Below are 19,003 nucleotides of genomic sequence, written 5' to 3'. Positions count from 1 at the left end.
TATAAACCTTTTAGTTATTTGTAAAAAATGAGCCCCGATTCATCCCTGATAACACTTGCTGGTGAAGCCAGTTTCTACGCTTTGTTCAAACATGCAACTGTGGGTATTTTGGTGGTTGATACTGACGGGTATATTCAACTTGCAAATCCCTGCAGTGAAAAAATATTTGGATACAAAAAATCTGAGCTGCATGGTAAACGGGTGGAAGTTTTAATACCGGAGGCTCTTAAAAAGAGGCATGTGCAACACAGGGATCATTATTTTGCAGATCCCAGGGCAAGGCCAATGGGATATGGACTTAACCTGTTTGCGCGTAAAAAAAATGGATCCAGTTTTCCTGTAGAAATCAGCCTGGGATATTATGAACTGGAAGGCGGGAGAAAAGCTATTGCATTTGTAACAGACATTACAGAAAGAATAAAGGCGGAGGAACACGCAAAACAAAGTGAAAAAGAGTATCGCTTAATTTTTGAAGGAATTCATGAATTTTTTATTCAGCAGCAAATTATAAAGAACAACAATGGCCACATAACTGATTTGCTTTTTCTTGAAGTAAACCCTGCTACAGAAAAAATTATAGGGAAACCACGCCATGAAATAATAGGACACCTGCGAAGTGAATTTTTTGGGCCATTGGATGAGACATTAATTGAAATCATTCAGCGGGTTGAATTAACTGGTGAAAATATCAGGTGCCAGCAATATATACAATCCCTGGGGCGCTGGTTTGATCACAGTTTTTATTCACTGAAGCCTGGCCAACTGACTACATTAAGCATCGATATAACACAACAAAAAAAAGATGAAGAGGAACTGCAGAGAAAGCAATCTTTACTGGAAGAAGAGACAGCATTCCTTATTTATCTTAACAAGTCCGGTACCCGGCTTTCAGGTATTAATAATATGCAGCAAGGTCTCGAAGAAATACTTAACACTGCGATGCAACTAATGGGCGCTGATAAAGGGAATATCCAGTTTTTCGATAGCGAAAAGCAAGTGTTGACCATTGCTGCGCAAAAGGGCTTCGATAAAAAATTCCTGGATTATTTCAAAGAAGTTTCTGCAAACGATGAGTCTGCTTGTGGACGGGCATTAAAAACAAAGCGCCAGATAGTAATAGAAGATACAGAAAGAGACGCTTTATTCGCTCCCCACCGTGTTATTGCCCGTAATTCCAGGTTTCGTTCAGTACTTTCTACTCCATTAATGGGGCAGGATGGTTTACCCATCGGTATGATATCTATACATTTTTCTTCTCCTGTTATATTTTCAACAAGTGACCTTAACAAAATGAATCTATACGCACAGAAAGCAGAAAGTTTTGTTACACGTTGCAAATTGTACGAAGCGTTAGAACAAACAAATGCTTTACTGGAAAAAAGGGTTACCGAAAGAACACAGCAGCTAAGGCAATCGCTGGAAAGAGAACAAGAGTTAAGTCAACAGAAGTCTCGTTTTGTTGCCGTTGCATCTCACGAATTGCGTACTCCGTTAAGTACGATTCTTTCCAGTGTTTCACTTATTGAGGCATATAATAAACAGGAAGATGAAGAAAAAAGAAAGAAACACATTGATCGTGTTAAATCTTCAATAGTAACGCTTGTAGATATTTTAAATGACTTTCTTTCTGTTGAAAAGTTAGAACAGGGTGCAGTGGAAATAATAAATGAAAGCTTAAGTCTACAGGACCTAGCTGTTAAAATTATGGAAGGAGTAAACACGATATATTGAAAAAAGGGCAATCTATTCAGTTCATTGTAAAAAAATATGTTGAGTTATTAGGTGGAAATATATCATTTATAAGTAAACAAGGGGAGGGATCTACATTTACGGTTATCTTGCCTCTGATGTGATCATAATAACTAAAAAAATAAACTTAGTATGCAACAAAACCTGCTCAAAGTTTTTTAATCCTTCTCTTGCAAACAAATAAAACCTCTGTATGAACAAAGGTTTATTGTGTTTTCAGGTAGCAAACGGGCTGGATTTATTACTCCCAACAATATAAGCCTCACCTCAACCGGGAGGTTCTGTTTAGAGCAATTGAAATTTTATCTGCGATACATATAAGCTTTCATTGCTGTGCATAGTTGTTTTATCAATTGCCTTTTTTAATGACGTGATGCGCTGCATTATTTTATTTACCAGAAAAAAGTTTTTAGCTCTCACAGCAGCATCATAGCAGTACTCTTCTTCTTTTAACTGTGAAGTGAGCATGGAAATAAAATTTTGTAGTCTCATAACGCTAATTGTTTTAACCCGGTAATCTTAATGAAATCATATAAAGTGAAATGAAGGACCAGTGTTAACCGGTCCGTTTTTCGACATCCCCCAAAAAAATATTTTTATACTACTTCCACTATATCCATAAATTCAAAAAGTGCAGATTGTATACTGTTTATTTTTTGCATGATATATCCAAGTTCTTCAAAAGAACCTTTATCAAAAGCCCTGGTATATTTTTCCTGTTTTTTTTTTCAGTTCGGTTAATAAGTCACTCTTTAAATATTCAAATTTCATATCCCTTTATATTACACTGCAAATATTTAATATCAAGGCTTTTTGCGCAATGACTGTCGTCATCGGAAATATTGATATTTGTCAAAGGCACAGACTATGCGGGGAGTTGAGTAACTAAAAGGTTGACTCGTCAAAAATGGTATGTAAAAAGCCACATTAGTGGTTTCGGAAATTAGTTGTATTGTGTTATTGAATTTTGATGTTTAAAAGATAGCCGGGGCTGCACACAAATCTCTGCTGTAGTCTTTGCTATGACGATACGTATTATGCAGTACAAGTGAGTGACACAACCGGCGATGATAGTAGCAATGCAGCTAAGCACAAAAGAAAAATAACTTCTGTTATTATCCGCAATTATTTTAACCTGTACTATCGAATACCGAAAGATGACCAGATGCTATTCAGTAATAACATCTATCTCGGCATACCCTACAGCATTGTCATTTTGCGTATTAGCCAAGGCACGAAATTTTATGTAACGTGCATTAACCGGTTTAAAAGATTTGGTTTGCCACAACGGGTTGTTTTTAATATTTGAAAACTCCCCGGAGTCCGCAAGTTGCCACTGATCATTATCGGTTGAAATATAAAATTCGTAATTGCTAACAATGCCATTTGCCCACCAGTTCTGGTCAGGCAAATACCTGAAACCACTAAGCCTTTCTGTTTTGCCTAAGTCAATTACAAGATCAACGGGCATTTTTGCATCCTGTTGTTGATGCCATGATGAACTTTCCAGTCCATCAATAATTGCATGGGCATTGCTATCTTCCGTTCCCAATATCTTCCACTTCCTTTTCGATATATCAAATTTCTCTGCAGTAACGGTGCTGCTTTTACCCGTAACAGCATTGTACGCCATTGCCTTTACTTCGGCTTTTCCTTCACCCGTTTCTACAAGGCCTGTATACCGGCGGGCATTTATTGTAGGTATGCTGCCATCCAGTGTATAGAATATTTCAGATTCCGGATCGGCGGGAATGATGCGTACTTTACCGGATTGCTCCCGTATTATTAGAGGGGGCGTTAATATCTGCGGTGCATTATATACTTCAATATTTGAAATAAGCGGACATGCTTTTGCATCCGTTATAGTAAATCTCAATTTTGTTGTTGCAACAGTTGGAAAACGAAGGATCCGCTTATACCCGATCGTTGTTTGTTTATCGAGTAATTTCCATTCGCCTTTTACCAATGCCTCTATGGTAAAAGATTTTACACGTTGCCCAAGTGGTATATATTCCTGTACTAAAAAGCGGTTGAAGGAAACAATCCTTCCAAAATCAATCGTTAGTGATGCTGATTTGATACTATCATCCGTGGCCCAGTAAGTGTCTTTATTGCCATCTAAAACTTTTTCGGCACTATACATTGCATTTTTACCACGCACATCTGAAGCTTGCGCGTGTGCATTTTTTGCAAGATTAATCGCAAATGCATCTTTTACCGCTTGTGCGAAACCGAGCGCTGCCTTCTCGTCTTTTTCATTAATTAAGCCGTTTGGCATTATCGGAAAATTCATCAGTAACGTTGCATTCCTTCCAACCGAATTATAATAAATATCCATCAGCTGTGGCAATGTTTTTACTTTTCCATCTTCTTTTGGATGATAGAACCATTCAGGTCTTATCGATGTGTTTACTTCCCCGGGCACCCATGTATCACCGGTTTCAACGCCATTGCGCAGCATGTTTTCAGGTACGTCCCCGGTTTTGTTCAAAAGACTCCAGTTTGTTTCACCTACATAACCAGCTTCGGTACCCACCCAACGTAAGTCTGCCCTGTCACCGCCATCATTCCATATTACAATATTTGGTTGCAGGGATCTGACCAGTTTATAAGTTTCCGGCCAATCGTAATATGTTTTGGCATCTATCTTCCTGGTTTCATTGGCGCCGCCATAATATCCCGAGCCGCCATTGGCGCCATCAAACCATATCTCAAAAATATCGCCGTAGTTCGTGAGCAATTCTTTTAATTGGTTACGGAAGTAAGTAATGTATTCGGGCTTGCCATAGTCAGCGCTGTTTCTGTCCCATGGTGAAAGATAAATGCCAAACTTCAGGCCATAGGCTTTACATGCATCAGACATGTCACGCACAATATCTCCTTTGCCATTTTTCCATGGACAATTTTTTACAGAGTACTCAGTATACTTTGAAGGCCAGAGACAAAAGCCACTGTGGTGCTTGGCAGTAAGTATAACTCCTTTCATGCCGGCTTCTTTGCAAATGCGTGCCCACTGCATGCAATCCAATTGTGTTGGGTTAAATATTTTTGGGTCTTCATTTCCAAATCCCCACGACATATCAGTGTAGGTATTTACAGAAAAATGTACAAAAGCATAGTATTCCATTTGCTGCCAGCTTAACTGGTTGGCGGAAGGCAATGGACCACAAGGCGGCGGTGCATCTGCCTGCCCGTAAACAACCATAACAGGATAAATAAATATCAGTAAAGCAGTAATAATTTTTCTTTTCATGAGATCATTGCCTGAGTTATTTCTTTCCATTGATTTGTGTTTAAACACTACTGATTTTTTTGTAAAGTACTCAAAGAATTTTTTGATACCAGCTGCATTTTTACATGGCATCGTTCCTTGCGTCGCAAACCGACAACGGAGGTTCGCGAACACCAGAAACTAAATCAACAAATAAGTGAGCAATCACTTCATCTTCATGTCTACAGGCAACAAATAATACAAGCTCAATTTATAATCAGAACGATGAACGGAATGCGACGCAACAGTGGATGCCATAAGCTACTAAAGCTGGTAACATGCATCTTGCTGCACCAGTGTGTTTTATTTATTTCCACTTTTTTAAAAACTGAATTCCAGATCAATTTTATTTACTTGTTTTTAACTCAAGTATGTTTACCGAATAAGGATCAAACACCCTTGTAAAAGAGGTTTTAATACCTTTTATAGTTGATGTAACCGGCAGAATATTTTCGCGGTCAGTTATTGTATTTGTATCATCCGGATTATTGCCTTTTACAACGACCATTGTTGCTTCCGGCTGAACTTTATCAGCACCAGTAAGATTAATTTGTATGGTTTGTTTTTTTGCTGACGTATTTACAATCTTAAGATAAATAACTCCGGTTGCATCATTCCTTGTTGCAGAATAAAACAGGGTGGGAACAGTTTTAATTTTTATGCCATCTGCACTGTCTTTTTTGGTAAGCGGCCTGTTTTGCAGAGGTACATTTTCAAATGTCGCCGGCACAATTTTATTACCGAGATAATGATTAAACAATTGCTGCACGTAATAAGATGGTGAACCATAGCTGTTCAGTGCATCATAACCTATCAGGTCAGAATCCCACTGCCATGCTCTTCTGCCTGTTGCTGAATCTTTACTTACGTTTACAAACAGTGGCGCATAGCAAGACATGATGATAATATCTGCATTGCGCTCCATGCCCGTCATCCACGCTGCATCACCTAATGCAGCATTTAAATTTGTTGTTGGCAGCCCTTCACGTGTTGCCCATTCGCCCACAAAAATTTTAGGGCCGTTGCGGTCATATTTATCATATTGAGAAGCGTTCTCCCACATATCCCAGGAGTTGCGGTAATAATGTTCATCCACTACTGCAGCCTCTTTGCCTTTTACACTCATAGAAGGATATTGCGTTGCCGGTATCGTAGAGATGCAGGTGAGTTTTGGATACTTCGCTTCAATAGCTTCCCTGAATTGTTTAAACCTTCCGTCATAGCTGTTGCTCCTGTCGAACCAATCTTCATTCCCTATTTCAACATAAGTAAGTTTGAATGGTGCGGGATGCCCATCGGCAACACGTTTGGCGCCCCAGTAAGTCGAGGCATCGCCGGTAACATATTCAATTTCATCCAGTGCATCATCAATATATGGCTTTAATAAAGGGCCTGCATCCACATGATCGCCTTGTAAAGAATAACCGGCGTACAAAGCCAGCACCGGCTCGGCACCCATATCTTCGCACCATTCCAAAAACTCAAGCAAGCCCATGCCATCAGAAGCACGGTAACCCCAGGAACCATTATGCCCCGGCCTGTTTTCCAACATACCCAGTGTTGTTTTCCAGGGAAATGCATCGGTGATTAATGGCCCTTCTAAAAAATTACCTCCGGGGAACCGCAGGAATTTTGGTTTCATATCAACCAACATCTGCATCAAATCCTGCCTGTTGCCGTTATCGCGATTGTTATAGGTCGGCGGAAATAATGAAACAAGATTAAAGTAATACAAACCGGTGCGATCAGTTGAAATAACAAAGCGTGCATCTTTTGTGGGCTGAATATTAGCGGCTGTTGTTAAAGTCAGTTCATACTTCTTCCAGTAAATACTTTTTTCAAGATTGATGGTGCCCGACGCATATACCGTTTTGCCATCATTACTTTCAATGGAAACAGTTATGGGGCCGGGTGTGTTATTTGGAATATCAGGAAGCTTCGGCGTGTTTGGCTTTGGTTCCCATGGCCAGCGAAAAGGTTCAGAGCGCTCTGTACCTTTCATATAGAACGATGCCTTGTAAGTTGTTGCCGGCTTTACAGGTATTCCCCAATAACCTTCATTGGCAATGCCAACCCTGCCCGATGCTTTTTCAACCGTAAGCCTCAAACACGTGGAAAGTGCGCCATTGATAGCATGCCTTCTTTCGTCATAAGGAATATTGTCTTCGTTCGCAGCCATGAGTTTTATATCTGCACCGTCGGCTGCATTATCTTTCACAAGGCTCCATCCTTCCGGTGTTGTTTTGCTGTCTTTGAAAATGCGGTTGCGGATTAGCTCAGCATATAAGCCGCCATCATAGGAATGATTGATCTCTTCGGTCATCAATCCATACAACATCGGGCTTACACCGGCACCGGGTTTTCCTGCATCAAGTGTAAGTGTAGTTTTTTGGGCATTCACACCTAAAATAATGCAACTCAAAAATCCTGCAATCCCAAATAGTCTTTTCAAAAGTTTCTTTTGCATCAATAAAATTTTATATGGTTATCATCTTTACTTTATTACTATTCGAAAACACGAAGTGTTGACTGATGAATTATTTGTTTACCAACTGCAACACTTAGGTTAGAACCTCTTGTCTAGCTTCTTCCGGTGGAAGAAGGTCTCACTTGTACGGTAGTTTTTCATGGTAGCAATTCCAACTTACTAACTTATTTTACCTGAACAGCAGTGGCGCCAGCTGGTATAAACTTCTGCGCCAGGTAAGAAACTCATGTGCAGTATTTTCAGAGACATAAGAAACAACATTATAACCTGCTTGCTTTAAAGTATCAGCAGCCTGGTTTATTTTGTCGGGATTTTCTTTACTGCCACAACTTATGAAGATGAGCTTTGGTTTTGCCTTTCCCTGCAGTTCTTCCGGTGTATAAATACCACCGCTCAAAAGAGCATAATATGAGAAAACGTCAGGTCTGTTAAGCGTTATGGCATGTGTTTCCATACCACCCATTGAAAGGCCAGCCATAGCACGATGAGATTGATCAGCTATTGTATTGAAATGACTATCTACATAAGGAATCAATTCATCTGTCAGCACAGTTTGAAATGTATCAATTTTAAATTCTTTCAGATGTCCCCACTTTAATTGGTTGGTCATACCATAAGTCATCACAATGATGAAAGGTTTTATTTTCCCTTCGGCGATAAGGTTATCCATGATAAGATTCGCATGGCCCTGGTTGCTCCAGGCAGTTTCATCTTCACCCCAACCATGTTGAAGATACAATACAGGATATTTTTTAGATTTATCTTTTTCATATCCAGGTGGTGTATATACAAAAGCACGGCGTTGGCTGCCGGTGCTTTTTGAAGGAAAAAGAATTTGCTGCACGTTACCATGCGGCACATCCTTCAAAGCATAGAATTCCTTATCGTGAGCAGGTATTTCAACGCCGCTTTCCCAGCGCGTAGAGCCGTAAAAATTTAGTGTGCCGGGATCGTTGAAGACTCCTCCATCAATCGTAAGATGATAATAATGAAAACCTTCATCCATCGGGCCTTCTGTAGTGCCGGTAAAAAATCCGTCATCACCCTTGGTGAGCAAAGTGCCACCTCTTCCTCCCAGGCCTAAGCTTACCCTTACACTATCAGCGGTTGGAGCTTTAATATGAAAGCGAACATAACCTTGTGAATTTACCTGCGGGTATTCCTGCCCCGGCTGGTTTAATATAGAAGGTTTAAAATCTTCTTTAACTTCCTGCGCCAGGCAGGCATGGCCTGCTAAAATGGCTGCGGATAAAATGATTGCTTGTGTTAATTTCATATAATAATTTTTAATGACTGATTTTTCAAATGACTTATAGTCTGCTGTGCTTTTGGCGCGCATCAAAACTGAGATTAAGACTATTTGAACAACAACGGTGCAAATACATAGAGGTCTTCACGCCATACCGGCCATGTATGCCCGCCCGGGTATTCATAATAACTATGCTTAATACCAAGCTCATCTAATTTGGCTAACATAACCTGGCAATTATTGTAAGCAATATCTTCTTTACCACCCATCGCTATCCAGAATGTTTTCAGGTCACTGTTTATTTTAGCTGTATTGTTTTTTATAAAGTCATATTGAGCATCTGCAGTTTTATCAAGCATCGGTTTTATCCAACCCGAACTAAACACACCAAGATGCGCAAACATATCTGTGTTATTAATGCCTGTATACAATGTATGCAAACCTCCCATCGATAACCCGGCAAGTGCACGACTGTTTGGATCAGATATCACACGATAATTTTTTTCAACAAAAGGAATGATCACCTGTTTCATTTCTGATTCAAACATCTTCAGAGAATTTTCAATAGCATTACTGCTAAAACCACCCATGCCAATGTTTGCATCAGGCATCACGATGATCATGGGTTTTGCTTTATGTGCAGCAATAAGATTGTCAAGTATCAAATCTGTTTTTCCCTGAGTTGCCCAGCCTCTCTCATCTTCGCCGCCGCCATGCAAAATGTATAATACCGGGTATTTATCAGCTGTGTTTGCATCATAACCAGGTGGCGTATAAATGTACATGTCGCGCCATGACCGGGTTACAGAAGAATAATAATGTTTGATTCTGATATCTCCGTGCGGCACATCTTTCTCAGCATAATAATCATCTCCTTTGAACGGTATTTCAATGCCACTTGCCATTCTGCCCATGCCATAAAATGTTTCGCTTGAAGGGTCAGCCAATGCAACGCCATCGATCAGCAGCGAATAATAATGAAATCCTTCACTGATAGAATCAGTCGTAGCTATCCAGTAACCTCCTGTATCTTTCATCATGTCGTATTTCTTTCCAAGATCAATCTGCACTTTCTGTGCGTCTGGTGCTTTTATGCGGAATACAACACGACTGTCCGGCAATATTTGCGGGTATTTTGAAGAACGTAAATTGGTAGCAGCAGGTGTGCCTAAAACAGTGTACGATGAAAATTTTGAAACATCAACAGGCTTGAACAAAAACTGCGAAAACATATACAAGCCATTTTTCCATACTTTAAAATCATGCACACCCGGTTCAATGTAATAGATATGCGGCACATCATTTTTTTGCAGGTAATCATGCGTTCTTTTGCTGAAGCTGATCAATCCATCGGCATCTCCGCAGGATATCCATAATAATTTCAATTGCTGTTTTGCTTTTTCCGGATCAGGTACCAAAACTTCCGGTGCTTTTGTATTTGGCGCAGAAGAGAAACCGCCTACCCATGCAAACTTATCCAGGTTGCCCAACCCAAAATTGAGTGATTGTCCTCCACCCATTGACAGGCCTGCAATTGCACGATTTTCACGGTCTGTATAAACATTGTATTTCTTCTCAATAAAAGGAATAAGATCATTCAAAAGGTCTTTTTCAAATGTGGCGAATGCCTGCACTTTTGCGCTTTCAAAAATATTTCCAATGGCGCGGTCATCCTTCATCGCTCTTCCGTTGGGCATAACAATGATCATCGGCTGCACTTTACCCTGCGCATATAAATTATCCATGATCACCTGTGGCGTGCCGCCATTCAGCCATTCTTTTTCATCGCCGCCAATGCCATGCAATAAATACAATACAGGATATTTTATTTTCTTCGAATAACCCGGTGGTGTATAAATAATGGCTCTTCTTTTTGTACCAACCGTTTTGGATTCATACACGATCGTGTCGATTGTTCCATGCGGAATATTTTGTTGCAATGAATCAAATCCACGCAGCGCCTGCTTTTCAGATGGCTGTGCAAAAGCAATTGCTGTAATCAGCATGCCGATAAAAAATGACAATAGTTGTTTCATATGTCGTTAGTATTTTATTTTTGTTATGATGTACCCAGCTGAATTATTACTATGAGACATCGTTGCGTCGCACTCTTCAACACTCAGCCCAGTCTTGAGCAACAAGTACAAGTGAGTGACACAACAGCAGATGATAGTAGCAATGCAGCTAAGTCCATAAAAATCCGCGAAGCATTCATAGTTTTCTATTCTGCAATCAATGTGTACAGCTTTCCTGCCTGCGTTGGTATATCATACACAAAAGTCTTTTTTAGTTCCGGCGCTGTGATCGTTGCTTTTGGTGATATGACCGGTGCAGGCGTTTCTTCGGTCTGGTAAAAAGGATTGCTGTTGTTGCCTGTTGCTTCTTTTAGTGATGCGGCATTGCTAAACTTTAAAACATTCGGAACCCTTAGCCGAAGATTGCCACCTAATGTTGACCTGATAACAGCTTTCACGATGCTGCCGTTTTTCCACTCCATACTTACGAGTTCAAAACCGCCTCTTGCATGCAGCCCGCTGATGCTGCCATGATCCTTCCACACGTCGGGTAATGCCGGCAATAAGGAAAGCGTGCCGTCGCTGCTTTGCATCAGCATTTCTGTTATGCCGGAAGTGCAACCAAAATTGCCATCGATCTGGAAAGGCGCATGTGCATCAAATAAATTGTTATAGGTGCCACCACCGCCTTCATTGGTTCCTACCGGCGTAAGCTGGTTTTGTATCAGCTTGTAGGCATGATTGCCATCCAACATTTTTGCCCACCAGTTTACCTTCCAGCCCATGCTCCAACCGGTAGATACATCACCACGTTGTAACAAGGTATTTTTTGCTGCGCTGTATAATTGCGGCGTACGGTAAGGAGAGATTTGATTGGAAGGAAACAAACCATACAAGTGCGAAATATGACGATGATGATCATTGGGGTCATCTATATCATCCAGCCACTCCTGTAGTTGGCCGTATTGGCCAATATGCATCGGCGCCAGGCGGCTGCGCATTTGTTTTAGCGTATCAACAAAGGCCGCGTCTTTGTGTAAAATTTCCGCTGCCTGTATTACGTTGGAGAATACATCAAACGCAATCTGGTTACTCATGGTAACACCCGCGTCGAGTGAAGAACCTTCATGTGCGGCAGGTGCATTTTCGGGTGACATATCAGGACATAAAACCAGCCAGTGATATTTTGGGTGCTCTACCAAAAAATCGACATAGAACAATGCTGCATCTTTTAATACAGGATATACAGATGTCAAATATTTTTTATCACCATTGTATAAATAATGTTCCCAGAGATGCTGGCTCGTCCATCCGCCGCCATTATTCCAAATGCCCCAGAATGCACCATCCACTGCGCCTGTAGTGCGCCAGATATCCGTGTTGTGGTGCGCCATCCAGCCTCTTGCCCCATACATTTCTTTTGCTGTTTGTTTGCCCGTGATGGCCATCTCTTCCACCATCTTCAGGAATGGTTCATGCAGTTCTGCGAGGTTTGTTTTTTCCGCAGGCCAGTAGTTCATTTCCGCATTAATGTTGATGGTGTATTTGCTGTCCCATGGCGGATAAAGTTTGTTGTTCCAGATACCTTGCAGGTTGGCAGGTTGGCCGCCCGGTTGTGAGGAAGAGATCAATAAATAACGTCCATACTGGTAGTACAGTGTTACCAGTTGCGGATCGTTTGTTGCGTTAAAATTTTTCAACTGCTCATCTGTAGGAAGATCATAATTTTTACCAGCACCAAGATCAAGTTTTACACGGTTGAAATATTGCTGGTATGCTGCAATATGTGCCTGCTCAATGGAAGCAAAAGATTTGGTAACAGCTTTGTTTAAATAATTTGCTGCTCTTTCATTTTCGTTGCCACTGATGTCGTTGTAATTATTAAAATTGGTAGCAATGGAAATATAGATCGTAACTGCATCAGCATTCTTTACTATAACAGAAGTATCTGTTGAGGAAATGCTGCCGCCTGCCGTTTTGAACTGCACGATGCCTTTATATTTAACCATGCCCTTAACGCCTTCATGATCGATGGTTGTTCCTGAAAAAGTAAGTTGATTCACAGCCGTTGTCTTTACATCAACCTTTGGCTGTGGTGATGAATAAAATGCAGTAAAGGAAATGCTGTGTGGCTTGCTTGCCGTTAGCTGCATTACCACTACACGGTCGGGAATGGACGCCAGTGTTTCCCGTGTATAAGTTATATCGCCAACGGTGTAGGAAGTTTTTGTAACTGCTCTCTCAATATCCAGTTCACGGTAATAATTGCTGTATTTTTCATGGCCATTAAATGCAAGATGAAGTTCACCGGCCGGTTCAAACATTTGTCCATGTGATTTCCTACTTAGGATGACGCGGTTTGCAAGCTGCTCTGCTTCTTTTTGTTTGCCGTCAAATATCAGTTTACGTATGATGGCCAATGAATCCAATGCAAGGGGATTGTCATTACGGTTGGGGCTACCACTCCAGAGTGTATGTTCATTCAGCTGAACTGTTTCTGTATCAACGTTTCCATATATCATGGCACCTAACCTGCCATTTCCAACAGGTAACGCGTTTTCCCAGGTAGCGCCTGCGGGTTTATTGTACCAGAGTTTTAGCGCTTGGTTTGTTTGAGCTTGACAAATGATTGCCGGCAAAAGCAAAAAGGCCAGAATACCTTTTCTCATCGTTTAGAATTATAATGCTAAAAATAAGTGTTTTATTTACAATTATTTCTTTGACACATTATTTTTTACAGGTGGCTTTAGAGAGAGCACAATTTCGTACAAACGATTCCAGTAAAATAAAAGCTATACAACAAGTGGTTGATAGCAGACCGGAAGTATAAGTGTGCGACGCAACAGGTGATGCCACAAGAACTGAAGCCGATGCCATAAAAAATTTATACAAAAAAGTTATTTCCGCAAGGAGGGGAGAATATAACTAAAACCAAACAATGGTTTACGAAAATCAAACATTCCTAAACTTCAGCGGGCTTAGTTCTACATGTTTTTTAAAGAAGTTGTTGAAATGTGTTGTTTCAGTAAAGCCCAATGCATAGGCAATTTCAGATACATTCCATGTGCTATGCTTTAGCATGATCTTTGATTCCCGCACAATGCGTTCGGCAATAATTTGCGATGTGGTTTTTTCTGTGGATTCTTTTACGGCGCGGTTCAAATGGTTTACATGCACATTCAGCTGCTGTGCAAAATCAGAGGCAGAACGCAGGCTTAACTCTTTGTGGTTATCATCGATCGGGAACTGACGTTCCAAAAGTTCTAAAAACAAATTGGAAATTCTTTGCGATGCATTTATAGATTGCTTTTCAATTTTTGCACATGGTAGTTTCATAGCAAAGTGCAGCAGTTCAAAAAAAAGATTACGGAGCGCATCATATTTATGCAGATAATCAGAAGCTATTTCTTCAAACATGTTTTTATAGATAGCTGTTACCTTAAGCACTTGTTCATCTGTTAACTCAAATACATGCGTACCACCGGGTTGAAAAACAGTATACTGATCAAGATTTCCAAACTGATGAAAAAAATCAGGTGTAAACAAACAAAAATATCCGCTTACAATTCTATCAGTGTATTCGCAGCTATAAGGTATTTGCGGATTTGAAAATACCAATGCCTGTTTTTTTATTTCAACAACTTGATCTGCAAAGTGCATTTTGTAGTTACCAATTATCAGCATGATCTTGAAATAATCTCTGCGTGCATAAGGAACAGGTTTCGCATTTTCACCAACAAAAGGATCGAGTTTGAACACATTGAAATGCCCGATCTCTTTACGAATATCTTCAGGTATGCCCCCGAATTTCCTTGTGTAGAATTCTTCTATGGTTTCAATATTCCTCATCTGCCACAAACTTACTGATTTATTATGTTCGTAATTTTTCAACATGATTCTTGCAATTCCTGCATTTGCTTTTTGGATATTCTTTTCATCAGCAAGGGAGTTTATGATTACAGATTGCAAAGGAATTGTATACGCTAAAATTTCTGTAACGAAATTCAAAGCAAGGCTTACGAAAATCAAACAATTGAATTTTGATGCCATGAAACGGGAACCTGGAAAGGATTGCGACGCAACAGGTGTCGCCACGGAGAGCTAAAGCCGGTAACCTTGTATATTTTCATCACTCTAGCCTGCGCTTAAATTCTACTTTTCACCGCAACATTTATCCTGTTCATATCATTTTTATAAATTGTTTTTTTTATAAGATAGCTTTGTGCCAAAAACAGTAATTGCGCATAAACAGGCGCATCATCACCATAAAATTCTCACTGTATGAAAAATATACAAAGCCGTATGTTCAGGTTGACTGTAATAAGTGTTTTTATTGTAACACTTCTTTTTTCTATAACTGCATGCCATGCGCAATCCACACCAGGGCGTGCATTGCTGGCGCTTTCAAAAGCCAACCATACATTAGCGATAGTAGACCCGGCTACATTAAATATTCTTGCACGCATCCCAGTGGGAGAAGATCCGCATGAAGTGGTAGCGTCTACAGATGGAAAGACCGCGTACGTATGCATTTATGGCGGCGGCAGTTTACATGAAATAAATATCATAGACCTTGTGGCACAAAAACCTTTGACCAATATTGACACGAGACCGCTGTTTGGTCCGCATGATATAACATTTATAAATGGCAAGGCATGGTTTACTGCCGAAGGCTCAAAAGCAGTGGGCCGCTATGACCCTGCAACCGGCAAACTCGACTGGAGTATGGGAACAGGGCAAGACAGAACACACATGCTCCATGTTACTGCAGACGGTAAAATAATTTATACTACAAACGTTTCTTCGGGTACTGTAAGCATTCTTTCCGATACACTGGTAGCGCCACCATTTCCTGGCGCAAAACCACACGAAGATTGGATGCAAACAGTTATTCACACGGCAAGAGGTTCAGAAGGTTTTGATGTATCTCCCGATGGCCATGAATTATGGACCGCGTCAAGCGAAGATGGAAGCATTACCATTATTGATCTTGCAGCAAAAAGACAGTCAGCAAAAGTTGATGCAAAGGTTAATGGTGCAAACCGGCTAAAATTTACGCCTGATGGTAAAATGGTATTTATTTCAAGTCTTCAATCCGGCGAACTTACTATTTATGATGTGGCGACACGTAAGGAAGTAAAGCGGTTAAAATTGGGAAAGGGTGCGGCAGGTATTCTTATGGACCCGGTTGGTACACGTGCATTTGTTGCCTGCTCGGCTGATAACTATATTGCTATAATAGATCTCAAAACGTTGGAAGTTACCAGCCATCTTGATGTTGGCGGTGTGCCCGATGGCCTTGCATGGTCTGTGCAACAATAATATTTTTTGTGCAGGCTTTTGTAATACTATTAAACTTCCGTTGTGTCACTCACTTGTACGTTTTGTTCTATATTGAGCAAAGCAGCACTACATTATTCACCAGAAATTTTTCAAGGGCAAAAGCCCTGTATACTTTTGTTTCTTCGTAGGTCATTCAGGCCCAAGGCAGACATTAATAACCTATACTGATTTTTTTAAAGTGTTTCCTTTTTAATGCGCCTACATTGTTTTGTTAATGTACCCGTTTAAATTAGAAACCCCGTTTTATTAAAGTTATATTCGTTGTTATGCAAATAAATATTCACTGGGGCGAGTTTATTGGCCCGGCAAACAGAACAGAGGTAAAGGCAAATGCAATAAACAAAGAAACAGGAAACTCAATTGCACTGTACAAATACGATATAGATCTTAAAGGCTACCTTCCTTTTTCACTTTTTAAAAATATTCAAACAAACAAATGGTTATCTCCTGAAGTAATAGCCCCGGAAGTCTCTAAGCAGGTTATTTTTTACGTGGAGAAGATCGTAGATGAGTATGAAAATAAATACAATCTGTAAAAAGCAGGAGTTCTGTAAACATAATCTCTTACAAACAAAAGTATGAATTACAGTGAAGTATTTGCGCTTAGAAATAAATATAAAGAACTTGTAACAGGTATGTCTGTTAATATTGTTGATATTCAAAATAAAGACCTGAAAATAACAGACGTAATAGTAACACCTTATGGTCTCTTTAATAAGGTGTGCATAATGATGAAAGAAAATTTAATGAATAATGAAGCAGCATTAAAACATATGCAAAAGACCTGCAACATGTATGCTATATATGTTGTTAATACTGAACAGGAAACACTTTTGGATATTAATCTATTAAAATTTCTCGTGGCAACTAACCAACTCATCGTGGCTTAATTTCTGCTCTGTCTGTTAAATACTTGTATGCTTGCTCTTTTCAATGCCGAACACCTGTTGTCAAAAATTTGTACTTAAAAAATAGTTTATGAGTTATACAACAAAACAAAAAAATGATTCCATCATTTTAATAGGGCAGTTTGGTTTGGCAAACATAACGGCTCAGTTATACCAGGATCTTGAAAAATTTAATCTCATAAAGCTAACAACCACAAATGGAGAGGTTACAGGCGCTACGCTAACTTATGACGGCAAAGAACTTTTTCGTAAGCTTAAGAAAACCGATGAGTATCCCGCCATTATTCAAAAGGATTTTTAAAAATGTTTAATGGCGTTGTTTTCAAATTCCGAAGGCCTTACTGTATTAATCAAAACCCCTTGTATTATATCAATTTTAATAACAATGGCTGCGATCAGCAATTTACAATGCATAAAAAAGAAGACTGTGTATGGGCAATAGAAAAAGCAACACTTCCTTCATGGGTGGAGGAAATGGAAATGGAATTTAGCGAAGCCATAGTGCATAATGAAGAAATATTTTCTGATCAATAATACGGTCGTAAAATCCTCTGTTTTCTAATCACTGCCTTAAAAACTTACACATTGCTTTTATGATTCTACTATCATAAAAACTTTTCATGATAGCCTTGTTCGATTGTTGTAAATTACACAATGCCAACAGGAGCGTTAAACAACATTCTTAATACAGACATATACCTTATAGACCAGATCTTAAAAGGCAGATACAATGGGGGTGGAAAATTATTAGATGCAGGCTGTGGTGGTGGCAGAAACCTTTCCTGGTTTATTGTACAGCCAAACTTTGATGTATATGCAATAGATGCGGAACAGGATGCCATCAATCGCCTGTTACAGTTATATCCATCTCTTAAAAAAGACCATGTAAGTTGTGCCACGGTTCAGTCATTGCCTTTTACCAATGCCTTTTTCGATCATATTATCTGCAGCACAGTACTTCATTTTGCAAATAGTAAAGAAGATTTTCTGCAAATGTTCTCAGAACTAATCCGTGTATTAAAACCGGGGGGAAGCCTCTTCACCAGAACGGCTTCAGATATTGGTATTGAAAACAGGATATTGCCACTTGGGAACGGAAGGTTTTCACTACCTGATGGCACAGACCGTTTCCTCTTAACCAGAACATTGATAGAAGAACTTTTAAATACTTTTCCCATAACACTTGCAGAACCGGTTAAGACCACCAACGTCCGGGACATACGCTGTATGACTACACTTGTATTGATAAAGTCATAAAAATAAATTGAATAGCTGCTTTGTTTTTCAGGCAGACAGTTATGCTGCTATTTAGCTTTCGTTGTGTCACTCACTTGTACGGTTTGTGCTCTATTCATCATTCCAAACGTCTTAAAGTAAGCTCATTTTAAAATTGAAGACAACATTAGTTTTCAATTATAATATCATATTTATCCAGCAAGCCTGTTACAGCAGTTAAAGAGAACTTCGCCTTTTTTATTTTATTCATTTCAGGGTCTATGGAATAGTTGTAAGATGTTCTAAGGTCTGCTTTCTCCAGTATGCTGTTTTCAAATTTCGCATCTCTAAAATTGCAATTGGTTAGTACTGCCCCGGAAAGATCGCATGCAGTAAAATCTGCTTCCTGTAATTGGGAATTGATAAAAACAGTTTTCTTAATTTTTGTTTGATAGAATGAAGAATGATTTAGTGTACAGTTTTCAAAACTGAATGATAATCCATATGTATTGCAATCATCAAACCGAAGGCCAAGCATTTTGCAGTCTTTGAAACGAACATCGCGAAAAACAGTTTGGTGTAGTTTAGCCAGGCTAAGATTACATCCGGAAAAAATACAATCTATAAATATTACTTCAGCAAGATCTGTCTCAGAAAGATCGCAGTTATTAAAGCTGCAATTTTCATACTCGCCTTTTTGAAAAGATTTTTCTTTAAAATTTATTTTGTCGAAAATTTGATCGGTTATTACTGCTTCCATTGTTT

15 protein-coding genes are annotated in these 19,003 nt (G+C 39.6%); 7 read left to right on the top strand and 8 right to left on the bottom strand.

The features are described from left to right. Positions 1 to 27: 27 nt before the first annotated feature. A complete protein-coding gene (locus FRZ67_RS03165; protein ID WP_147188150.1) occupies positions 28 to 1,731 on the top strand; it encodes a PAS domain S-box protein in 1,704 nt (567 codons plus the stop codon). Positions 1,732 to 2,034: 303 nt separating this feature from the next. Here FRZ67_RS03165 and FRZ67_RS03155 read toward each other — a convergent pair whose 3' ends face one another. The 7 genes from FRZ67_RS03155 to FRZ67_RS03125 all read right to left on the bottom strand — a co-directional run bounded on the left by FRZ67_RS03155 (position 2,035) and on the right by FRZ67_RS03125 (position 14,822). After that, entirely contained in the window at positions 2,035 to 2,241 is a 207-nt protein-coding gene (locus FRZ67_RS03155; RefSeq protein ID WP_147188149.1) for a hypothetical protein, read from the bottom strand. Between the two features lie 676 nt (positions 2,242 to 2,917). Then, entirely contained in the window at positions 2,918 to 5,032 is a 2,115-nt protein-coding gene (locus tag FRZ67_RS03150) for an alpha-L-fucosidase (RefSeq protein WP_225975493.1), read from the bottom strand. Positions 5,033 to 5,366: 334 nt separating this feature from the next. After that, positions 5,367 to 7,487 carry an alpha-L-arabinofuranosidase family protein gene (locus FRZ67_RS03145; protein ID WP_147188148.1) on the bottom strand — a complete coding sequence of 707 codons (2,121 nt, stop codon included), beginning with the start codon at positions 7,485 to 7,487 and terminating at the stop codon, positions 5,367 to 5,369. A gap of 190 nt (positions 7,488 to 7,677) precedes the next feature. Next, complete coding sequence (locus FRZ67_RS03140) at positions 7,678 to 8,784, bottom strand: alpha/beta hydrolase-fold protein (RefSeq protein WP_147188147.1); 1,107 nt, start codon at positions 8,782 to 8,784, stop codon at positions 7,678 to 7,680. 80 nt (positions 8,785 to 8,864) lie between these two features. Then, on the bottom strand, positions 8,865 to 10,793 hold the full coding sequence (locus FRZ67_RS03135) for an alpha/beta hydrolase-fold protein (protein WP_147188146.1): 1,929 nt from the start codon (positions 10,791 to 10,793) through the stop codon (positions 8,865 to 8,867). A 185-nt stretch (positions 10,794 to 10,978) separates the two neighbouring features. After that, the gene (locus tag FRZ67_RS03130; protein ID WP_147188145.1) at positions 10,979 to 13,441 is read right to left on the bottom strand and encodes a glycoside hydrolase family 95 protein; all 2,463 of its coding nucleotides are present in this window, start codon (positions 13,439 to 13,441) and stop codon (positions 10,979 to 10,981) included. Positions 13,442 to 13,724: 283 nt separating this feature from the next. Then, positions 13,725 to 14,822: a helix-turn-helix domain-containing protein gene (locus FRZ67_RS03125; protein WP_225975492.1), complete on the bottom strand. Its 1,098-nt coding sequence runs from the start codon at positions 14,820 to 14,822 to the stop codon at positions 13,725 to 13,727. Between the two features lie 231 nt (positions 14,823 to 15,053). Here FRZ67_RS03125 and FRZ67_RS03120 point away from each other — a divergent pair, with 231 nt between their 5' ends. The 6 genes from FRZ67_RS03120 (at position 15,054) to FRZ67_RS03100 (ending at position 18,280) form a co-directional block, all read left to right on the top strand. Next, the gene (locus FRZ67_RS03120) at positions 15,054 to 16,094 is read left to right on the top strand and encodes a cytochrome D1 domain-containing protein (RefSeq protein WP_225975491.1); all 1,041 of its coding nucleotides are present in this window, start codon (positions 15,054 to 15,056) and stop codon (positions 16,092 to 16,094) included. 287 nt (positions 16,095 to 16,381) lie between these two features. Then, positions 16,382 to 16,651, top strand: a complete 270-nt coding sequence (locus FRZ67_RS03115; protein WP_147188144.1) for a hypothetical protein — start codon at positions 16,382 to 16,384, stop codon at positions 16,649 to 16,651. A gap of 42 nt (positions 16,652 to 16,693) precedes the next feature. Next, positions 16,694 to 17,005, top strand: a complete 312-nt coding sequence (locus FRZ67_RS03110) for a hypothetical protein (protein ID WP_147188143.1) — start codon at positions 16,694 to 16,696, stop codon at positions 17,003 to 17,005. A gap of 88 nt (positions 17,006 to 17,093) precedes the next feature. Further along, entirely contained in the window at positions 17,094 to 17,324 is a 231-nt protein-coding gene (locus tag FRZ67_RS03105; protein ID WP_147188142.1) for a hypothetical protein, read from the top strand. A 59-nt stretch (positions 17,325 to 17,383) separates the two neighbouring features. Continuing rightward, positions 17,384 to 17,557: a hypothetical protein gene (locus FRZ67_RS23325; protein WP_158638289.1), complete on the top strand. Its 174-nt coding sequence runs from the start codon at positions 17,384 to 17,386 to the stop codon at positions 17,555 to 17,557. 120 nt (positions 17,558 to 17,677) lie between these two features. Next, on the top strand, positions 17,678 to 18,280 hold the full coding sequence (locus FRZ67_RS03100) for a class I SAM-dependent methyltransferase (RefSeq protein ID WP_147188141.1): 603 nt from the start codon (positions 17,678 to 17,680) through the stop codon (positions 18,278 to 18,280). Positions 18,281 to 18,425: 145 nt separating this feature from the next. Here FRZ67_RS03100 and FRZ67_RS03095 read toward each other — a convergent pair whose 3' ends face one another. Next, a complete protein-coding gene (locus FRZ67_RS03095) occupies positions 18,426 to 18,998 on the bottom strand; it encodes a pentapeptide repeat-containing protein (protein WP_147188140.1) in 573 nt (190 codons plus the stop codon). Positions 18,999 to 19,003: the final 5 nt, after the last annotated feature.

The organism is Panacibacter ginsenosidivorans, from assembly GCF_007971225.1.
Classification (GTDB): Bacteria; Bacteroidota; Bacteroidia; order Chitinophagales; family Chitinophagaceae; genus Panacibacter; species Panacibacter ginsenosidivorans.
Note: the sequence above shows the minus strand (reverse complement) of the source record. Positions and strands in the feature narration are given on the sequence as shown.